General features: G+C 41.5%; 16 protein-coding genes. 6 read left to right on the top strand and 10 right to left on the bottom strand.

Features of this window, described 5'->3' with window-relative positions; all coding sequences use genetic code 11:
* Positions 1 to 108: 108 nt before the first annotated feature.
* Positions 109 to 822, top strand: coding sequence for an SIMPL domain-containing protein (locus tag PCIT_RS06610; RefSeq protein ID WP_010363619.1), 714 nt, complete (start codon positions 109 to 111; stop codon positions 820 to 822).
* On the opposite strand, the gene PCIT_RS06605 is transcribed toward PCIT_RS06610, so the two are convergent.
* The 4 genes from PCIT_RS06605 to PCIT_RS06590 form a co-directional block, all read right to left on the bottom strand.
* On the bottom strand, positions 773 to 1,585 hold the full coding sequence (locus PCIT_RS06605) for a substrate-binding periplasmic protein (protein WP_010363621.1): 813 nt from the start codon (positions 1,583 to 1,585) through the stop codon (positions 773 to 775). The genes PCIT_RS06610 and PCIT_RS06605 overlap by 50 nt on opposite strands.
* Positions 1,586 to 1,728: 143 nt before the next feature.
* Positions 1,729 to 2,445: a hypothetical protein gene (locus tag PCIT_RS06600; protein ID WP_010363623.1), complete on the bottom strand. Its 717-nt coding sequence runs from the start codon at positions 2,443 to 2,445 to the stop codon at positions 1,729 to 1,731.
* A 139-nt stretch (positions 2,446 to 2,584) separates the two neighbouring features.
* Positions 2,585 to 3,094, bottom strand: coding sequence for an NUDIX hydrolase (locus PCIT_RS06595; RefSeq protein ID WP_010363625.1), 510 nt, complete (start codon positions 3,092 to 3,094; stop codon positions 2,585 to 2,587).
* A 117-nt stretch (positions 3,095 to 3,211) separates the two neighbouring features.
* Positions 3,212 to 4,264, bottom strand: coding sequence for an aldo/keto reductase (locus PCIT_RS06590; protein WP_010363628.1), 1,053 nt, complete (start codon positions 4,262 to 4,264; stop codon positions 3,212 to 3,214).
* A 141-nt stretch (positions 4,265 to 4,405) separates the two neighbouring features.
* Between PCIT_RS06590 and dinB the strand changes: the two genes are divergently transcribed.
* From dinB to PCIT_RS06575, 3 genes are all read left to right on the top strand, one after another.
* Entirely contained in the window at positions 4,406 to 5,467 is a 1,062-nt protein-coding gene (dinB, locus tag PCIT_RS06585; RefSeq protein WP_010363629.1) for a DNA polymerase IV, read from the top strand.
* 109 nt (positions 5,468 to 5,576) lie between these two features.
* Positions 5,577 to 7,262, top strand: coding sequence for a carbon starvation CstA family protein (locus PCIT_RS06580; RefSeq protein ID WP_010363631.1), 1,686 nt, complete (start codon positions 5,577 to 5,579; stop codon positions 7,260 to 7,262).
* A 94-nt stretch (positions 7,263 to 7,356) separates the two neighbouring features.
* The gene (locus PCIT_RS06575) at positions 7,357 to 8,889 is read left to right on the top strand and encodes a M17 family metallopeptidase (protein WP_010363634.1); all 1,533 of its coding nucleotides are present in this window, start codon (positions 7,357 to 7,359) and stop codon (positions 8,887 to 8,889) included.
* 109 nt (positions 8,890 to 8,998) lie between these two features.
* Here PCIT_RS06575 and PCIT_RS06570 read toward each other — a convergent pair whose 3' ends face one another.
* Together PCIT_RS06570 and PCIT_RS06565 are read right to left on the bottom strand one after the other, a co-directional pair.
* Entirely contained in the window at positions 8,999 to 10,633 is a 1,635-nt protein-coding gene (locus tag PCIT_RS06570; protein WP_010363636.1) for a methyl-accepting chemotaxis protein, read from the bottom strand.
* A gap of 220 nt (positions 10,634 to 10,853) precedes the next feature.
* Positions 10,854 to 13,076, bottom strand: a complete 2,223-nt coding sequence (locus tag PCIT_RS06565; RefSeq protein ID WP_010363638.1) for a S9 family peptidase — start codon at positions 13,074 to 13,076, stop codon at positions 10,854 to 10,856.
* 106 nt (positions 13,077 to 13,182) lie between these two features.
* On the opposite strand from PCIT_RS06565, the gene PCIT_RS06560 reads away from it, so the two are divergent.
* Positions 13,183 to 13,578, top strand: coding sequence for an HIT domain-containing protein (locus PCIT_RS06560; RefSeq protein ID WP_010363640.1), 396 nt, complete (start codon positions 13,183 to 13,185; stop codon positions 13,576 to 13,578).
* A gap of 33 nt (positions 13,579 to 13,611) precedes the next feature.
* Here the strand turns inward: PCIT_RS06560 and PCIT_RS06555 are convergent, their stop codons facing one another.
* Entirely contained in the window at positions 13,612 to 15,294 is a 1,683-nt protein-coding gene (locus PCIT_RS06555) for a dipeptidyl-peptidase 3 family protein (protein WP_010363642.1), read from the bottom strand.
* Between the two features lie 229 nt (positions 15,295 to 15,523).
* Here PCIT_RS06555 and PCIT_RS06550 point away from each other — a divergent pair, with 229 nt between their 5' ends.
* A complete protein-coding gene (locus PCIT_RS06550; RefSeq protein WP_010363644.1) occupies positions 15,524 to 16,363 on the top strand; it encodes an HDOD domain-containing protein in 840 nt (279 codons plus the stop codon).
* Between the two features lie 40 nt (positions 16,364 to 16,403).
* Here the strand turns inward: PCIT_RS06550 and PCIT_RS06545 are convergent, their stop codons facing one another.
* From PCIT_RS06545 to PCIT_RS06535, 3 genes are all read right to left on the bottom strand, one after another.
* The gene (locus PCIT_RS06545; protein ID WP_192992781.1) at positions 16,404 to 17,612 is read right to left on the bottom strand and encodes an IS256 family transposase; all 1,209 of its coding nucleotides are present in this window, start codon (positions 17,610 to 17,612) and stop codon (positions 16,404 to 16,406) included.
* Positions 17,613 to 17,742: 130 nt separating this feature from the next.
* Positions 17,743 to 18,654 (bottom strand): recombination-associated protein RdgC, encoded by a 912-nt coding sequence (gene rdgC, locus PCIT_RS06540; protein WP_010362366.1) that lies wholly within the window; start codon positions 18,652 to 18,654, stop codon positions 17,743 to 17,745.
* Between the two features lie 122 nt (positions 18,655 to 18,776).
* Positions 18,777 to 20,537 carry a sensor histidine kinase gene (locus tag PCIT_RS06535; RefSeq protein ID WP_010362365.1) on the bottom strand — a complete coding sequence of 587 codons (1,761 nt, stop codon included), beginning with the start codon at positions 20,535 to 20,537 and terminating at the stop codon, positions 18,777 to 18,779.
* Positions 20,538 to 20,564: the final 27 nt, after the last annotated feature.

The raw sequence follows: 20,564 nt of genomic DNA, 5'->3' as shown, positions 1-20,564 counted from the left end.
AGTTCAGCTTAGGCTCATCAATTAGGTATCACTCTATCATTATTTTAACAATGATCGAGCTGATTTACATTAGACTTTGATCTGACAACTTATTTTAGGAGAAATCGTTTGCGTACTGATATTCTGAAACATGTGGGAGCTGCGACCGTGCTGGCGCTTGGGTTAGTGTGTAGTACATGGCTAATCAAAAATACTGTGATAGATGTAAAAGCCATGGAAAGAACGGTACAGGTAAAGGGGCTAGCGGAGCAAGAGGTGCCCGCTGATACAGTTATTTGGCCAGTATTTTACAAAGATGCTGATAATGATTTAGATATTCTTATCGCGCGCGTTGATAAAAAGAATGCGGCGATCCGTGCATTTTTAACTTTACAGGGTTTTAATGATGATGAAGTGAGTGTGACAGCCCCTTCGATCGTAGACAAGTTTGCACAGGAGTATAGTCAAAATGAGCGTGGTTTTCGCTATGTTGCCAAGGCTGGCATTACCGTTTTCAGCCATTCTCCAGATAAAGTAAGGACTGCGTTATCGCAGTTGAGCCAATTAGCCAAGCAAGGGATAGCGATAACCCAAGACGATTATCAAAATCGTGTTGAGTTTATGTTCACAGGGCTCAATGATATCAAACCACAAATGGTGCAGTTGGCAACACAAAAAGCCAGAGAGGTTGCGCTAAAATTCGCCAAAGATTCAGACTCTCAGCTTGGAAAAATCAAGTCAGCCCGTCAAGGTCAATTTAGCATTCGCGATAGAGATAGTAATACACCGCATATCAAAGTTGTTCGGGTAGTGGCAGGCGTAGAGTACTACCTTTCTGATTAGCCAATTGATGATGAGGTATATCTAATTGCCAACGGGTGAGTATTTGAGAATATAAGCCAGTATTTTTTATCTTTTCTAAAGCATCAGCGAGGCGTTGACAAATATTACTCGGGATCTGTTTATTGGCGACAAGGTGTAAGGCTGACGGAAAGTTTTTTATATGTAGTGCTTTGGCTACTTTGTTTACACTGTAGCCTGAATTTTTAAGCTCTTTTTCCAATGTCATCGTGTTGGTCATTACAAAGTCGACTCTTTGTTTGAAAAGTAAATGCCATAATTGTTGGTAGTGACTGGCAAGTAGGAGGTTTTTATCTTCTTTGAAGCCTGCCTGTTGCAAGTAATTAGCACTAGAGTAACCTCGGATAGTACTAACCTTGTGCTGTTTTGCTTCGTTGAGCGACTGCACTTGATAGGGGGAGTTTTTCAATGCTACGAGGTAGGCATCAGCAAAGTATAATTGCCCTAACCATGTAAATTGTGACTTACGAGAAGGTGTTTGTAACAACGACATCATCAGCCCCAGCGGATTATTTTGTAGCACGTGATACGCACGTGCCATGGGCATTATTTCAAATTGACCACTAAGTTGTGCTTCGTGCAGCACGGCTTTTGTAATATCAACTAGCGCCCCTGCGGCATTACCATTTTTATCACTGAAGTGGTAAGGAGGAAGGTCTTCGGCAACAAACGTGAGGGTTTGCGCATCAATGCACTTTACCCATAAGAACATAAGAGACATAAACACATAAAGAGTACTTCGCATATAACTACCTCCTCAATGGTGATTTCTGATTGTAGGGAATTTAGCCAAGAAGGGATAGTGGTAATTTGTTATTTAAATAATAGAGATCTTTTTTTGCACTTAATTGGCGCTTAGCAGTAGGGTAGGAAATGAAGCTCTGGGAGTTATGGTTTTTTTCTAAGCCATTTATTCATTGCTTTATCATATGCTTGCGTGATTGCAGTGTTGTTACATGTATATGGCAAGCCCTGCCACTGGTTTGTGATCCCGCTATCTGAAACGCGATTATTAACATCACCATTAAATACCTTAAAACAAGTATTACCGTTTTGATATTCCGTGAAGGTCTGGTTTTGAGAAATAATTTTTGCTGCTCTTTTATTGGTATTTTTATGATCTATAGGAACGTTAATTCTTTTTTGCTGTGTGGGTGATGAGTGTGGTGCTGTATATGACAGTCCTTTAGCACGGATACTTTGCAGCACTTCATAAGGGTTAATACTTTGTTTGCTTCGTGATGGAGTATTAATGGAAGTTTTCTCATTTTGAACTTTTTTTGTTTGCGTTGCTGTAGCTTTGGCTTTAATTGGACGTGTTGCAGGGGGTATTGCCTCTGAAGCTTTGGATGATGTGGGTGTTTCATCGGCTTTTTGGTGTTCAGATGTGGAGTCTATTACGTCAGTGTTTGGGAGCGGAGCGGCCTCGACTTCGTTTAATTTTTTCGACGGGGCTTGCTCTAGTTTACTTTCAACTACTAAGTAGGTTTTTAACGCTTGGGTATGAGGTAAAGAAGGGATATTAACGGTTTGAGATTTGAGCAAATAAAAAACTATGGCATGTAAGGACACAGAGTAAATAACTGTCTTAATTATAAAATTCACCTAAACCTCCCTGTGTTATAAATAAGCTGATATGACGTATGGGGAGGCTGAAAGTTCAATTCAAACTTCTATTTTTTAGACATCTGGTACTCATGACAGGCAAAAGCGGGTTTTTAAATGGGGGCGAACAACTGCACAGTTAGGTAAGCTTTGCTGCTCGTATTTGTTCAAGAAGTGATATTTCCCTGATGAGTGACAAGCCTTTTTTTGGACTATTTTCGAGCGTCTTTTTGTTGTGCTCAATTGCAACGTTTATATCAACCCATACTGGAACCATGCCATTGGCACGCTCATAGTCTTCCATTTTAGGCGTATCAAAGTGGCCACAAATTTGACAAATATAACAATCTGAGACGATGTGAATCACATCAAAGTCAGGTTTGTGCCATAAACGATACTCTTCATAACGACCAAATGGCTGAATATTCGTAAGCTCTTTTACCCCCGTTTCTTCTTGTAATTCTCGCAATAAGGCCTGCTCTAGTGACTCACCTTCATCAACACCGCCACCCGGTAAGGTATAATCATCATAACGTGCAGTGTATAACAGGAGCACTTTGTCACCTTCGAGCACAATCGCGCGGGTGGTTTGGCGAGTAAACTGACTGCCTGCAAGTGGCACTACGGGGGAGGTGTTAAGACTGCGCATAGAAAACAAAAACCGATCACGAGAAAAGGCGTTATTATACGTATCGAACAACAAGATACAAAACCAATATGTATACGTTTATTTCGTTAACATATTGGCTTAGTAAAATGGATTGCTTTAGAAAGGGGCTGGGTATTGCTTAAACACATTACTGATACTAGCTAAGGCTTCTTTACTGAGCTGTGTATCGAATGCCGTTAAATTTTCTTTGAGCTGTGACATGTTTGTAGCGCCGATGATGGTTGATGTGACACCATCGACCTGATTGCACCATGCTAATGCCAATTGTGCGGGTGTAATGCCATATTGCTTGGCAACTTCTACATAGAGTTTTGTCGCTTCATTACTATATTGGGTATCTCTAAACAAACCTTGTCGCTGTGTTATCGTCCAACGACTGCCCTCTGGGCGGGCACCATCGAGATACTTACCAGTCAAGAACCCAGCAGCAAGTGGTGACCATGGCAAATAGGCGATGTCTTCATGGACACAATTTTCAATAAGATATGGCCAATCTTTGGCATGCAGTAAACTAAATTCATTTTGTATCGATACTGGTTTGGGTAGGTTATGCGCGATGGCAAGCTTTAAATAGGTGTTGATCCCCCATGTGGTGTCGTCAGACAACCCCCAGTGACGTATTTTTCCTGCCTTTATACACTCATTTAAACCTTGTAATATATCGAGCATGTCTGCGGTTTCTTGTGCCGCATTGACGTGTGAAAAGTTAATTTGACCCGGTTGGTGCTTAGCAAAGTGGGGCGATGTTCTATTAGGCCAATGCAATTGGTACACATCAATATAGTCGGTTTTTAAGCGTTCGAGTGATGCATCTACAGCTTCAACGACTGACTGTGCTGAAATTGGCGTGCCATTTCGGACCCAGCTAAGCCCCGGACCTGCAATTTTAGTTGCAATCACAAGCTGTTCGCGTTTTTCATTATGGCGTGATAACCAATCTCCAATGATGGCCTCTGTTTTACCGTAGGTTTCTTTGGAGGGAGGAACTGCATACATTTCAGCAGTATCGATAAAATTAACGCCTTTGCTGATGGCATAGTTAATTTGCTCATCGGCATCATGCTGATTATTTTGTAAGCCCCAAGTCATACTACCTAGACAAACGCGAGAGACATCAAGCTGGCTGCTACCTAAACGACTAAATTGCATGCTAACTCCTTGTTGTTATTAATTATGGTTATGAAGTGTATCTATAAGCTTAAGTGTAGTTTACATGAGTGGTTGGGAAAAGTTGCAAAAGTTTAAAATTTCAGGTCATAATAACTGTATATTAATACAGGTTGTTTTGGCATGCGTAAGTTTATACACATTGATATGGATTGTTTTTATGCTGCGGTGGAAATGCGAGATAACCCTGCACTTGCAAATGTGCCGATGGCAATCGGTGGAAATAGCCACCGGGGTGTACTTTCTACCGCGAATTATATTGCGCGGGAATACGGCGTCCGATCAGCTATGTCAAATTATCAAGCAAAAAAATTATGTCCAGCTCTGGTGATTGTGCCGGGGAGAATGGCTGTGTACAAAGCCGCATCTGAACAGATCAGGGCGGTGTTTGAAAAATATACGCAGTTAATTGAACCGCTATCGTTAGATGAAGCATACCTTGATGTGACTGACAGTGAATATTGCTCAGGAAGTGCCACGTTAATTGCGGAGCAAATACGTGCAGATATTTATAATGCGACGGGGCTAACTGCCTCAGCAGGTATCGCGCCAATAAAGTTTTTAGCTAAGATTGCCAGTGATGAAAATAAACCCAATGGGCAATGTGTGATCACCCCACCCGAGGTGTGTAGCTTTATAGATAAACTCCCCCTCAAAAAAATCCCGGGTGTTGGCAAAGTGACGCAGCAAAAACTGCACGCCATGGGACTTGAATACGGTAAAGATGTTAAAGCATGTGAAGAACACTTCCTGATCCAGCGTTTTGGTAAGTTTGGCGGGGTATTATGGCGCCGCTGCCAAGGGATTGACGAGCGAGGGGTAGAAACCCACAGAGTGAGGAAGTCGGTCGGAGTTGAAACAACATTTAACGAAGACACCAGTGAGTTTGAATTACTTAAAAATCGTTTAATGTGTGAGTTATTGCCAGAGCTTGAAAAGCGTGCAATGCATCATGTTAAAGAGCGCGGTATTGCAAAGTTAGGTGTTAAAGTTAAGTTTCATGATTTTCAACAGGTGAGTAAAGAGTGTCAATTTGATGAGCTAAATGCCGTTGTGTTCTGCAATTTATTAAAAGAGTTATTAGCACGATTTCGACATAAACCAGTGAGATTAATTGGTATTCAAATTGGCTTATTAGATTCAAAACAAGGCCAGCCACAATTAGGCTTATTCGACAGTGAATAAAGTGAGAAATTGATACCTTTGATACCTTTAGACTAAAAGATAAGTGATGTTGGGTATTTTTGTGATAGCGTGAGACTAACAAAAAAATAACAATTCACAGGAGCGCACTATGCAATCAATTATGATTGTACTGTTTGGCATTGTCGGGATGATATTTGGCTGGTTTGTTTACTCCAAGTTTATCGCTGAAAAAATATTTAAAATGGATGATGATTTTGTCACACCTGCTCATGAACTCAATGATGGTGTGGACTATGTACCGACCAATAAAGTGGTTTTATGGGGCCATCACTTTACCTCTGTTGCGGGGGCTGCCCCTATTGTTGGGCCTGCTATAGCCGTTTATTGGGGTTGGGTGCCTGCGGTTTTATGGGTGGTGATAGGAACGATATTTTTTGCCGGCGTACATGATATGGGCGCGTTGTGGGCAAGTGCGCGTCACAAAGGTAAATCAATGGGGGCACTGTCTGAAACGGTAATAGGCAAGCGCACTCGGGCTTTATTCATGATAGTGGTATTTTTGGTATTGTTGATGGTTAATGCCGTATTTGGTGTTGTTATCGCGAATTCTTTTGTAGCAAATCCAACCGCGGTATTACCCGCGTGGGCTGCGATAGTCGTTGCGTTGGTAATAGGTCAGCTATTAAAACGTAAAGTTCCTCTAGTACCCTTGTGCTTTATTGGTGTTGCGATACTTTATGCCACGATTTATGTGGGCACCGGCGCACCGATTGCGCTGCCCAGCGAAATATTTGGTTTAACAGATAAAGCTAGTTGGATTGTAATTTTATTTGTGTATGCAGCCGTGGCGTCTTTGCTTCCTGTGTGGATGCTGCTTCAGCCAAGAGATTTTATTAATGGTATGCAGCTGTTGGTAGGGCTAGTGCTGTTATACGGCGCTGTATTTGTGGTTATGCCTGATATTACTGCGCCGGCATTTAACACGCAAACGGTTGTTGATACACCCAGTATTATTCCTTTATTGTTTGTAACCATTGCGTGTGGCGCTGTTTCTGGCTTTCATGGCATTGTGTCTTCTGGTACAAGCTCTAAACAATTAAACAAAGAAAAAGATGGTCGCTTTGTCGGGTATTTAGGAGCTATTGGTGAAGGGAGTTTAGCGTTAATTACCTTAGTTGCGGTAAGTGGGGTTATGCTGGCTGTGTCACCAGAGGAGTGGCATGAAATATATAGCCACTTAGGGGCAGGGAGTGTCTCAGCGTTTATTACGGGTGGCTCTAATTTAATAAGTAACGGTTGGGGAATTTCTGCCGAAATTGCGGCAACATTGCTTGCAGTAATGGTGGTGCTTTTTGCAGGCACGACTATGGATTCAGGGGTACGATTACAACGTTATATTATTCAAGAATGGGGTGATATTTATCAACTTCAGCTACTGAAAAATGGCATGGTTGCAACGTTTATCGCAGTGGCTTGTTGTTTGTTACTGGCGTTTGGTGCTGGTGGCGCGTCAGGCAGTGGTGGCATGATCATTTGGCCGCTGTTTGGATCAACGAATCAAATATTAGCCAGTTTAACTTTGTTGGTGATTTCGGTTTATTTGATTAAGTTAGGGAGACCTGCGAAGTATACCTTGATCCCAATGAGCTTTGTGTTAGTCATGGCGTTTTTTGCTGGGCTTATCAAGCTGGTTGAATATTATGAACAAGGTAATTGGTTGTTAGTGAGTTTGGATATTGTTGTTTTGGTTGTGAGTGTCCTAGTGATGCTAGAAGCATGGTCGGTGATCAGCCGACTTAGGCAAGATAACGCTACACAACAGCAAACTCAGTGATACAGTGTTGTTATAGGGTTTATCGCCTACACTGGCAAACAGTAAACAAATAGCTGATAATTGCGCCCTTAAATTAATCTTTAAGGGCCTTTTTATGTCTTTTCCTCTCGCGTTACCCTGTCATGATTTTTTAACTCAAGATGCTGATGCTGTTATTGTGATTGCAGCTAACACGCATGATTTGGGTCATACTCAATTAAATGCAGCTTTGGCACCGTATTTAGCGGTTGATCAGCGTATCAATAATCAAGCAACGCTCGTATTGGCAACGGACTTACCTGGCAAGCGTTTAATTGTGTCACCGACAGGTCCATTACATCGTGATTATGATGATGTGCGCCGAGTATTTGATGCCGCTAAATCAGCGATTGCACAGGCGAAGGCTGCTGGTGTTACGAAGCCAGCTCTAATGGTTACCGGCTTACCATCAGATGAGCGCTATAAAAACGCATTAGAAGTTGCATTTTTAGGTGCTTGTCAAGCGTTATGGCAGCCACTGGAAGCACGTGAGTATCGCGGTGCAAGTATTGAGCCGGTGACTGAAATACACTTAGTAGGTGCAACAGACGCACAAGCTAAGCAACTAAATGCGATTGCATCTGGACAATATGCTGCGAGAGACTTATGTGGCACAGAGCCGGAAAGAATGGCACCACCGCGTTTTGCTGATTACTGTGTTGAGCTATTTGCAAACACTTCTGTATCCGTTGAAGTGATCGCGGATATTAATAGAATTGAAAGTGATTATCCAATGCTTGGTATGGTGGCTCGTGCTTCATACGCGGTTGAGCGCCACCACCCTCGTGTTGTGAAGCTTGAGTACACACCGACGGACGAAGTAACACGTACGTTGATGTTTGTTGGTAAAGGCTTGGTATACGATACAGGCGGCGCTGATTTAAAAGTAGGTGGCTTTATGGCGGGAATGAGCCGCGATAAAGGGGGAGCGGCTTCAGTCGCTGGCTTTATGAAAGCGGTTGCTGATTTTCAGACAAAAGGCGTGAAAGTCATTGCTTATTTAGCTGTTGTGCGTAACTCAATTGGATCAGACTGTTTTGTTCCTGATGAAATTGTAACGTGCCGCGAAGGCTTGAAAGTACGTATTGGAAATACAGATGCAGAAGGGCGCTTGGCGATGGGTGATTTACTGAGCGAAATGAAAGATTTGGCTCAATCTCAAATTAACCCTGAATTATTCACTGTCGCAACACTCACCGGACATGCAGCACGCGCGGTTGGTCCATATAGTGCGTATGTTGAAAATGGTCCGGCACGAGCAGCAAAAGTGTCTCGTCAATTGGCCGATATTGGGGACTTGTGGGCAGATGGTGCTGAGTTATCACGCAGTCGTCGTGAAGATTATGACTTTATTAAACCGCGCACATTAGCAGACGATGTGATTTCAAGTAACAATGCACCATCAGCAATTACGGCGCGCGGTCATCAATTCCCTATGGCATTTTTAGCGTTAGTCGGTGGTTTAGATAAACATGGTAGTGATTCAGAGCAACCAATTCCTTATGTGCATATGGACATTGCTGGCAGTGGTGTTGAAGGCGGAGATTGGCAGCATGGCAAGCCGACTGCGGCGACAGTCTCGAGTTTGTTTGCCCGTTACTGTTTGTAACTTTTAAAGGTGGGTTTTGGCCGTGATATATTTCTTTAGCGGCTAGATTGATTTACACTGTTCAAAGTGGCCAGACAACGAGTAACCACGTTCGTTGTCTGGTATTTAATTAGATTTTAAATCGTTGTACAACTTGCCCTAAATGATGACTCGATTGTTTTAAGTTAAGGCTCGCATCTGTCAATGTATGGGTAGTATCTAAAGACTGATGTGTTGCATTAGATAAATCAGTGATCCTTAAATTGACCTCTTGCGCCACGCTACTTTGTTCTTGCGTTGCGCGTGCGATATGGCTGTTCATATCACTTATTACTGTTATTAAGCGTTCAATCTCGTCTAATACTTGATCGGCACCACTGGCTTGCTCTACGCTGTTGGCTGAGATTTCCTGACATGATTGCACTGCATTAACGGTTTCTTGAGCATTTTTTTGAAGCTTTTCTATCATTTTTTGAATTTCGTCAGTGCTTTGGCCTGTTCGGCTCGCTAATGTGCGCACTTCATCCGCGACAACCGCAAAGCCTCGACCTTGCTCTCCAGCTCTCGCCGCTTCAATGGCTGCATTGAGTGCCAGTAAGTTTGTTTGCTCTGAAATACCACGTATGACATCAAGTACAGAGCCAATATTATTGCTTTCGGTTGCTAAAATTGCTGATACTTTACTCACACTTTGAATATTGGCTGAAAGTGTTTGAATGGCTGTTATGGTGTTTGCGACGACCAATTTCCCTTGCTCGCTATTTTGTAGTGCATCTTTAGCTGCGACTTCTGCAGCATGCGCGTTTTCACTGACAGCCTGTATTTGGGTGCTCATTTGTTCTACAGCCGTTGCGACTTGTCGGCTATTATCATCTTGTTGCTCAATGTGGGTTAAGTTAACTTTTCCTGCGTCGTCAACTTGATTAGCAAACTGCTCCACATGATTGGCACTGTCGGCTACCTGTGAGATGGATTGGCGCATTTTATCAGTATAAGAATTGAAATATCTGGAAAGACGCGATATTTCATCATTGCCGTATTCATCGAGTTGTTGAGTTAGGTCACCTTGGCCTTGCGATATGTCTTTCATCATGTTCGCTGCTAAGCGAATGGGGTGTAAAACACTGTTACTGATCACACTGCTCAGTACAGCTAAGATAATAATAATAACCAATACATCAATGATCATCAGCCAGCGAAGTTCTGAAAAAGCGGCGTCAATTGTATCTAAGTAAACACCAGAACCTATAATCCATTGCCAAGGGGTAAACCCTTTTACAAACGATATTTTATCAACGGGGGTTTGCGCCCCTGGTTTTGGCCACTTGTAGGGGACAAATCCTTCACCGTGTTGTTTAACGACGGAAACCATTTCAACAAATAAGCGTGTGCCATCGGGATCTTTACTATTGGTTAAGCTTTTGCCGTCAAGCTGTGGTTTTAGTGGATGCATTATCATTGTTGGGTGAAAATCATTCACCCAAAAGTAGTTATCTCCATCATATTTCAATCCTTTTATCGCCGTTAAGGCCGCATGTTTTGCATCAGCTTCTGATAACACACCTTCGAGATATTGGGTGTGATACAAAGTCAGTAGGCTATGGGCTGTTTCTACCAAATTTTTGGTTTTTTCGTATTGTTGTTTTTCAAGCGTGGCGTATTGCTGTGTTAGGTTAGTGATACTTAATAAAACTAATCCAAGTATTACTACCATGAGCAACATCATGAGTCGTTGGAAAATAGTAAACTTTCTTAGAAACTGCATATAACTATCCTTATAAAGATACACAATCCTGTGCATAAAAATAAAAGGGGGAATACCGTAAGATAGATAATTTAGCAGGGGCTGTCAGTAAATATTTGGAATATTTTTTCTTTTAAAGCAGTAGCTTGTAAATTTTTAATTGGATGATAATACAATTAGATTTTGGTCTAATATAAAGCCTACAAATGTAGGCTTTATAGGTACTGTAGATGATTTTTAGTTACATCTCAAAATGTCGATTAAAGAAGTTGGTGATAGTTTGATGTAAATGTGTTTGTACTTTTTTACCGCGCAGACTGTGTTTTGAACCAGGATACGTCATCATTTCAAACGGCTTGGCATTGTCTTGTAGCTGCTTAAATAATTTGGTTGCATGAGTAAACAAGACATTATCATCGGCCATGCCATGATAAATCATTAATGGACCATTTAAGTTATCCGCAAATGGGAATACTGCGCTTTGTTCGTAACCAATGGCATTGGTTTTTGGATGCCCTAAGTAACGTTCTGTATAGTGCGTGTCATACAGCGCCCAATCAGTCACTGGTGCACCGGATACGCCAGCTTGAAAGTAGTCGCCCGCCTTAAACATGGCCATCAATGCCATGTATCCGCCATAACTGTGGCCATAAATACCAATTCGTGTTGAGTCGACGTAATCAAGTGTACGTAAAAACTCAACCCCTTTGATTTGATCTGCCACTTCGACTTCACCTAGGTGTTTATAAATGGGTGCTTCAAATGCTTTACCTCGGTTATAAGAGCCTCGATTATCAAGTTGAAAGATTACATAGCCTTGTTGGGCCATATATTGAAAGTATAGGTTCTTACTGCGCCAACTATTGGTTACTCGTTGCGCATGAGGACCGCCGTATACGTTAACCATAACAGGGTGTTTTTTGCCTTTTTCCATATTGGCTGGTTTAAAAATACGATAATGTAAGGTTTGCCCATCTTGTGCTTTAATCGTCCCGTATTCAGGCTCTGCAAGATCACTTAGATAAGGAGTTAAGGGGTGGTTTTTATTCAGTGGGTTTTGCTCAAGCCAAGTAATAAACTCACCATTGACTTTACGCAAGGCAACCGAGTTTGGTTTATTAACCGCTGAACTGTTGTCAATAAATGTTTTGGCATCTTTAGCAACCACCACTTTATGATAGCTACCCAATTGAGTAACACGTTTGGCGTCGCTGTTTTTGAATATACTGGCACTATACAGGTGCTGCTCTAATGGCGTATCGGCGCGACCTGCAAAGTAGACCAGACCTTTTTGTTCATCAATGCCCTTTATGGAATCAACGATCCACTCACCTTGCGTAATTTGGCGCACTAATTGACCATTGGTACGGTATAGGTATAGGTGTTTATATCCATCACGCTCAGAAGCCCAGATAAAGTGCTTTTTGTCGTTTAAGAAACGTAAATCAAAGTGTAAATTAACCCAAGTATCGCTGCGTTCTGTCAAAGCAACAGACTGCTTTTTGGTTTTACTATCATAAAAGCGCAGTTCTAAGGCTTGTTGTGAGCGGTTTTGCCATTGATATGATAGTGTTTTATTGTCTTTAAGCCATTTTGCACGGGCAAGATAAATGTCTTTGTCTTTACCTAAGTCAACCCAATCAACTTGCTGATCATTAATGTTTACCACGCCCAATGCAATTTTGACATTGTCTGTGCCGGTAAATGGATAACGTTGATTGAATAGCTTGACTTCATCTGCATATATTTCGTTACGTATAGCTTCTTTAACGGGGCTTTCATCTATTCGCGTAAAGGCGATCTTTGATTCATCACCAGCCCACCAATAACCCGTCATTCTGCTCATTTCTTCTTGAGCGACAAACTCAGCCATTCCATTCTTTATAACGCCACCGCCATCCGTACTAAGGGCGATTTCTTTACCTGAGGCAAGCTCTAGGGCATATAAGTTTTGTTCACGAATAAAAGATACATAATTGCCTTTTGGAGAAAAGCGCGCATCTGTCTCAAAAGCCTCTGTATTAGTTAGCTTTTTACTTTTACCAGAACTGACCTGATAGTGATATAGGTCGCCATTCAGTGGAAATAAGAGCGCTTTACCATCCGTTGACCATTTATACTCTAAAATGCCGCGGCCAAATATACGTTGTCGTTCTCGGCGAGCTTTTTCTTCATTTGACAAAGTTTCTGGCCCTGAAAATAAGGCTTCAGAATCAACCAATAACCGATTGGACTTGTCTTTTAGGTTGTATTCCCAAAGGTCATAGCGGTTGTAATCGTCTACCTTACCTTGCAGGTAAGTTACGCGTTTGCCGTCAGGGGAAAATTTAAGTTGAACAGGGGCTTTACCTGCTAAGCTTGGGTCATCAAAAATACGCTCAAGGGTTAATGGTTTAGCCACAACGCTAGTACCACTAAATAGCAGTGGCAGGCTAAAAGTTAAAGACGTTAAAATTGCTCGCACAAGAATGCCTTATTGAAGTTTATTTATGGAGTAGATGTTATAAGCTAGCATAGGCAATGGCAATAAATTGGGATAGAGTGCGGGTTAAAACATATTGGAGAGAATGATGTCATTTGAGTTAGCCCCAGAACTACAAAGAGACTGTATTACATTGGCTGATTGGCCTTTATGTAAAGTGCTATTGATGAATGATAGCCAGTACCCGTGGTTTATTTTAGTGCCGAGAGTCAGCGGTTTAAAAGAAATTATAGATTTGACTGACGAACAGCAAAAAACATTTTGGTTGGAGTCTGCGAAGCTTAGTCAGTTATTACGAGAGGTGTTTAACCCTGATAAACTGAATGTGGCTGCATTAGGTAATATGGTACCGCAGTTGCACGTGCACCATATTGCCCGTTTTACAACGGATATAGCATGGCCAAAGCCTGTTTGGGGCTTGTTTTCTCCCGTCGCGTATTCAGATGAGCAACTTGTTGCACTAAAAAAGGCGCTATCACTATAGCGCCTTTTACTTATTTAAAAATGCGGTGTTGGTTTAAAGGCCCAGTACCGCTTTACCTTGTTTGAAGGTAACGTCTACAGGGATATTTGCAGCGGATAGTTTTGCTAAATCAGCTTGTAGTTCAGCCTTTATGTCACCGTGGGTGGCGATCAGTTTGCTTACTTTGTCATAGTCACCATCACCTTGCAGCGTTAAAATTAACTGTGAGAGGTTTTTCATCGCGATGGCCATCTTTTGCATATTAACTTTATAAAGGCCTTGCTCATTTTTAGAAAACGCACCTTGTTCTTTGAAATAGTTAAATCGGATCATGTTGGCTTTACCGTGGGCACTTGATGCACCAAAACGGACTGAGCGGAAGATCCCCGCCATGAAAGTGGTATAATAATCTTCTAAAGTTCCCTCGGTGATCTCGCCTTTTTTAAGAAGTTGTTCAACCATATAGAGGCCTAAAATATCCGCTTTACCTTCTTCTAGGGCACTGGCGTGTTCTTGCAGGGACTGACGCACGGTGCCTTTTCCTGTGATGGTATTTTTTATACCAAGGCCGTGAGCGACTTCATGGAACATGGTATTGGCAAAGAATGCATCAAAGGTAATGTGTTTACGCTGCTCTGGAACGATTAACTGCTCAGAAATTGGTAGCATAATTTTGTCGAACTTCGCACGCATTGCGTTCTTCAACTGCAGGCGACGAGTGCCTTTTTCTAGCTGTACCTGTTCATCATTAGGTAAGTTTATTGCGATGGTTTTGCTGCCAGCGTTTGAATGACCTGCATAATAAATAACGTCATACGCATTTAAATCAGCATCAGAGCCCGGTACTTCCTGTTTATACTTTTCTTCTACCGGTAATCCTGTCTGTAACTCGGGTAAAAACGCAGCAAACTTAGCGAGTCGTTCACTCCATGCTAAATCTTTAACGAGGACATATGATTCAAACCCTGCTCGATAGCCAAAAAGTTGATCTTCATACGTTTCGATTGGACCAATCACTACGTCGATAGGGTTATTCTTCATGTCCATCCAAGCGAAGTCAGAACGCTGATAACTATTATTAAGTAATGCATCTGCTCTAAGGTTGAGATAATTAGCAAACTCTTTGTCACGTGCTAAGTTACTAGCTTCTCGTAATAATGATGCAGCCTTGACCAGCTCGGACTGAAAAGCTTCAGAGTATGAGACACTAAATAGTTTGCCTTGTGCGTCGCGTTTAATAAGCGAATATAGGCCTTGCTGGTCTTTCACAGTAGACGTGTTTAACTCATCTTTTGAAATATCATGTGGGTAAAATTCTGCTCCAGGGGTTTTGGCAGTAAAGCCTGATAAAAATACTTTGTCGCCATTAAGCCTATCCCATGGACCATAGTTAATATCAGCAAACTGACGGGCTTTATCATCTTTAATATTCTCTAAAAACTCAGCTTTATCCATACCGAAGCTTTGTTTCCAAAATAAATCGTCCATTATTTTTGAGGCATCAATTAACTTGCTAAGCATCTTTTTCTGGTTTTCGTTTAAATGAGAAAGATCAGCTGTGAGGGTTACTTCTGTGTAAATATCAAGGCGAGACCTTTCGATGTTAACTAAGGTGTGATCCGTGCCTTTTGCTTCATTGGCTATCGATTGAGTGGGCTGTGAAACTTTGTCGGAGCATGCCCCAAGTGCAAGTATACTTGCTGTAAATAATGCTAAATTGATTTTTGATAGCTTCATGATGAACTCTTTTCTTGTTATTGATTTGTAACGAGTACCATACCCGAATACGCTGCTAATTACTGCTCTTGTGCGTTGTAATCGCAGTAAATATTATGCTTATCAGTATGTATAAGAATATTTTTATACTTTTCTTAACTTTATCGTGAACTTAGTCAATACTAAGGGGTATAAAAATAAGCGTACTTTATTGTGCACATCAAAAATTTATACCCAAGGGATATAGCTTATGTCGACAGAAAATGCCTTACTGACCATTTTAATAGATAGGATTAATAACGATACTCTTGTTCTACCGACTTTACCTGAAATTGCTGTAAAAGTAAGACAGGCCGCAGATGACCCTGAAGTGAATTTAGCACAAATGGCCGATGTTATTTCTCAGGATCCCGCTTTATCTGCGCGTATGATTAAGGTCGCGAATAGTGCTTTTATGGGTCGCTCTGTGAAAGTAAATACATTAAATCAAGCTGTAACTCGCATTGGTTTAAGGCAGATAAAAAATATTGCAACAGCAATGGCGATGGAGCAACTGTTCGTATCAAACAATAAATTGATTAGAACATACATGGATAAGGCATGGCAAAAAACGTTAAAAGTAGCTTGCCAAGCGATAACCACAATGGATTTTTATTTACGAGTGAACAAACACACCTCTTTAAATAAAGAAACAATCACACTCGCCTCTTTGGTGTTTAATATCGGGGTTTTACCCATTTTAACTGAGGCGGAGCGCCACCCTGAAGTTTTCGCTAACCCAAGCTTCTTAGCGCATGCGATACAAAAGCTTGCGGGTAAGATTGGGGGAGCTATCATGAGAGAGTGGGGCTTTACCGATGACTTTGTGGAGGTGGCTGAAAGTTGGTCAAACCCAAATTACAAACCTGATCATGTATGCTATGTCGATTTTATTCGAGTCGGTGCAATCATTGAGGGTATTTTGCAGGTATCAGATAAAGCGGCAGCGCTTGGTGCATATGAAGAAAAAGGGGTGACTCGATCACTTGATATGTTTACCAGCGATGAATATATGGAAACGTTAGATGACGTAAAAAGTATGTTTGCCTAACTGCGGGACCCTGTAAATAATTCTGTGTAACTGCTCTTAGTTACAAGTATTCAGTTAGTCGGTCTTCAAACATAATCATAAAACGGTTTAGAGCTTGCTTCCAGTTATGAATAGGCATTGTCCACCTCTTGGAAGCATCCATTATCGCTAAGTACACCACCTTGCTAGCGGATTCATCTGTCGGGAACAGTTTACGTTTCTTGGTCGCTTTTCTGATCACACTGTTCAGAGATTCAATAGCATTTGTCGTGTAGATAGCTTTACGAATATCTTGAGGGTAGCTAAATAGAGTATTGAGATTATCCCAATGAGCCGTCCAGGAGCGGCTGATTTGAGGGTACTTTTCATCCCATTTATCACCAAAGTGCTCTAACGCCAACAGGGCTTCATCTTCCGTTGTTGCTTGATAGATTTCTTTTAAGTCAGCGGTAATTGCCTTGTAGTCTTTCCATGGGACGTATTTCATTGAGTTTCGCACCATGTGTACGATACAGAGCTGAATTTGAGTTTTTGGATAAACAGCGTTGATGGCATCAGGAAAGCCCTTCAGGCCATCTACACACGCGATGAGGATATCATTCACGCCTCGATTTTGAAGTTCGGTGAGCACGCTAAGCCAGAACTTCGCTCCTTCGGTTTCGGACATCCACATCCCAAGAAGTTCTTTCTGACCTTCCATATTTACGCCAAGTGCGAGATAAATGGCTTTGTTGATAACCTGTTTATTCTGGCGTACTTTCACGACGATGCAATCGAGATAAACGATGGGATAGACCGTATCAAGCGGGCGAGATTGCCACTCAACCACTTGTTCTAAAACAGCATCTGTAACTTTAGATATTAGACTGGCGGAGATATCCGCATCGTACATTTTTTTGAATGTTGCGACGATTTCACGGGTGGTCATTCCTTTGGCATATAGGCTTAAGATCTTGTCGTCCATCGATTGAAATCGGGTTTGATGTTTACGAACAAGCTTGGGTTCAAAGGACGCGTCACGGTCACGAGGGACTTCTAACTGGATCTCACCATCGTCTGTAATTAGGCGTTTAGATGAGTAGCCATTTCGACTGTTACTATCGTTAGTTGGTGAGTTTTTTTCGTAACCGAGGTGCTCATTAAGTTCAGCATTTAAGGCTGTCTCAACCGTCACCTTGGTTAACATTTTCCTAAAGTCATCAAGATCAGAAGGAGTCTTAATCGACTTAGCTGCTTCGCGAGCGAAGGCTTCTAGAGCTTTCTTATCCATATTGCTTATCCTCAGCCATTACTGGCTTAATTATAAGCAGATACACAATTTAAATTACAGGCTCAACTGCGGCAGCTTCATAGAAAATAGATAGTAAGGTCGTCGCACCTTACTATCGTATATTTATATCTTAGGTAATATCTTCTGCGTCACCCAAGCTTTGCGTAAGCTCTTCAATAAGTTCTTTGATTTCTTCACTGACCAAGATAAAGTCAGCGTCAAGTTTTACGACCATATCTTCTTTTGGAATATCAGCATTTTGTTCTTTGAGTGCATCAGCATAGTTCAAGCGTTTTATTGACCCATCATTTTGTAGCATAAACTTAACCCGTTCGCGCCAATCCAAGGCCAACTTAGTAACACGCTTCCCACTTTCAAGGTGGTGTTTGATCTCATCTGTTGATAGATCATGTTGCTTTAATTTAACCTGAGCACCGTTGTCATCGGGCTCTTCTAATTCAGCATCAGTGCCAATTGCAAAGCCCTCTGGTGTTTCAAAGTTTGTAAGCCAATTAGTAAGAAACACATCTAGATCATAATTTGCAAATGCAGGTACCACCGGTAGCGTGCCAAGTGATTTACGCAATAATGCTAAAAGCTCTTCTGCTTTATTAAAACTTGCGCTGTTGACTATGACCCAACCATTTTCTTGGTCAATAAAAGCAAATTGTAAGCTAGACTTTTTAAAAGCTTGTGGTAGTAAAGTAGCCAGTATGTTTTCTTTTAATTCATCTTTTTCTTTTTTCTTTACTGGGCGGTTTTCTTCGCGTTCAATCAGCTCTACCTTTTCGGCAACCATATCGTTAACAACCGCCGCTGGTAGTACTTTTTCTTCTCGTTTAGCACAAACCAAAATACTATTTTTAGAAAAGTGTGACAGGCTATGACCATGCTTTCCTAGGGCTTTTGACCAGCCGAAGGTACTCATATCCTGACTACCACATGGTCGAAATACATCTTGCTCTAAAGCTTGTTCAAAATCATCTTGATTATATGAAACATCTTGTTTGAATCGATAACAGATCAGGTTACTAAACCACATAAAATACAGTATCCGTGCTAAAAATTGGTAGCTATGATAACAATAATTTGCCGGCAGGGAAGGAATTAAAGTACCTGAATACGACAATCCTACAAGATTCCCGTATTCAGGTTTAATTTTACTCAGCTAAAAATAGCGAGAGGGGCTTGCATGTTTTTTGGGAAACTAATTTCATAAACGAGGCCTTGGCCTTCTTCGCTTGTTACTTCAATATCCCCATTGAGTGTTTGCTTTACTAGGTTCAAAGTAATGTGCGTTCCAAGCCCACTGCCGCCCTGATCTCGTTTGGTCGTGAAGAATGGGTCGAATAACTTTTCTAACTGCACAGAGCTCACTCCACGACCATTATCACGATACAAAATACGGACATCGTCGTTATCATCGGTAATTTCAATATCAATACGGCCTTTATCTATCCCTTCAAAACCATGAATTAGAGAGTTCATAATGAGGTTGGTAAATATCTGACTAATCGCGCCCGCAGGTAAGTTGAGTGTGAGGTCTTCAGGGCAAGAAATATTGATGTCATGCTTGGTCTTTTTAATTTTTGGATGTAATGACCGAACAACCTCAGCAAGGTATTCTTTGAAGTTAATAGTACGCACAGCTTCACTGGCTTGATCTACCGCAATTTGTTTAAAGCTGGCGACCAATTCAGATGCTCTATCTAGGTTGGTGGTTAATAAACTGGTGCTCTGCTTGGCTTCATTAATAAATTCCTCGAGCGCTTTCGGCGACAAGGTTTTTGCTTGATATGCAGCTTCTAACTGATGCAAGCGCTCTTGTAAGAATGAAGTGGCAGTCACCCCAATGCCAACAGGCGTATTAATGTCATGTGTAATACCAGCAACAAGGCCACCTAAAGCGGCCATTTTTTCCGAACCGACTAACCGTTCTTGCGCCATATTCAACTCATCTAAATAACGCTCTAACTCTTTTTGTTTGGTAAGGAGCTCTTGTTCCGTTTGGCGACGTAGATCAATTTCCTCAGTCAGTGTGAGCTTTTGTTTTTCTAATTCATATTTTTGCTGTTGTAAATCCATCATAGCTTGGCTGAGATTTGACGTTTTTCTGGCAACCTCTTGCTCTAGTTGTAAGTTATGTTGGTCAAGTTTTTCATTACTTATCAATAATTCTTTCTGAGTCTGATCGAGTTGTTTTCGATATTCCGCAACTTTATCAATCAGTTTGTTGAATGCCTCTTCCATCACTTTAAGTTCATTACGTTCACTGGTGCCTATGTCTATGCGCTGAGCATCAATGTTATCTAACTCGAAGTCTTCGACTTGATCGGTTAAGTCAGTTAACGGCTCTGTAAGTAGCCGCCTAAACGCAATCAAGAATAAAATGATGAGAAAGGTAGTCTTGATCATGGCATTACCAATCAAGAAATAAATTGAAATCATGATACGGCTAAACACCACCTCACGACTTGAAAATAAGGTCACATCACCCACTTGTGTGGCTCTGCCAGAAAATTCAAAAATAAGCGGGAAAGTGTACCCGAATAGCCCTGAGGGGGTATCTTCAATGATGGCTTCTTCTTGAACTAACTGTTGGCTATAAAGTTCATGAATATCAAGAGAGCGGCCAAGTTGAGAGATAATTTCACCACTGTCATCACGTACAATTATGCCCTCTATCATTGGAATAGCGAGCAGGCCCTCTGCAGTTGTTACCGTTTGTTTGGTGTTTAGCTCCCAAATTGCACGGGTCAAGCTTCGGCTAAATGTTTTTTGCAGCATGGTTAATTCGTTGCGAATATAGTCTTTGGTGTTTACGTATTCAGCAATGACTTGCCCGCAAGTGACTACGAATGTCAATAAAAAGTAAACCGAAAGCACATTCGTGAGTAGCTTTTTTGATAGGCTTTTTTGTAGCATGAATGAACTCAGGCTCCTAAATTAAGT

It is taken from the genome of Pseudoalteromonas citrea (assembly GCF_000238375.3).
Taxonomy (GTDB): domain Bacteria; phylum Pseudomonadota; class Gammaproteobacteria; order Enterobacterales; family Alteromonadaceae; genus Pseudoalteromonas; species Pseudoalteromonas citrea.
This window is presented reverse-complemented; position numbering and strand designations above follow the sequence as displayed.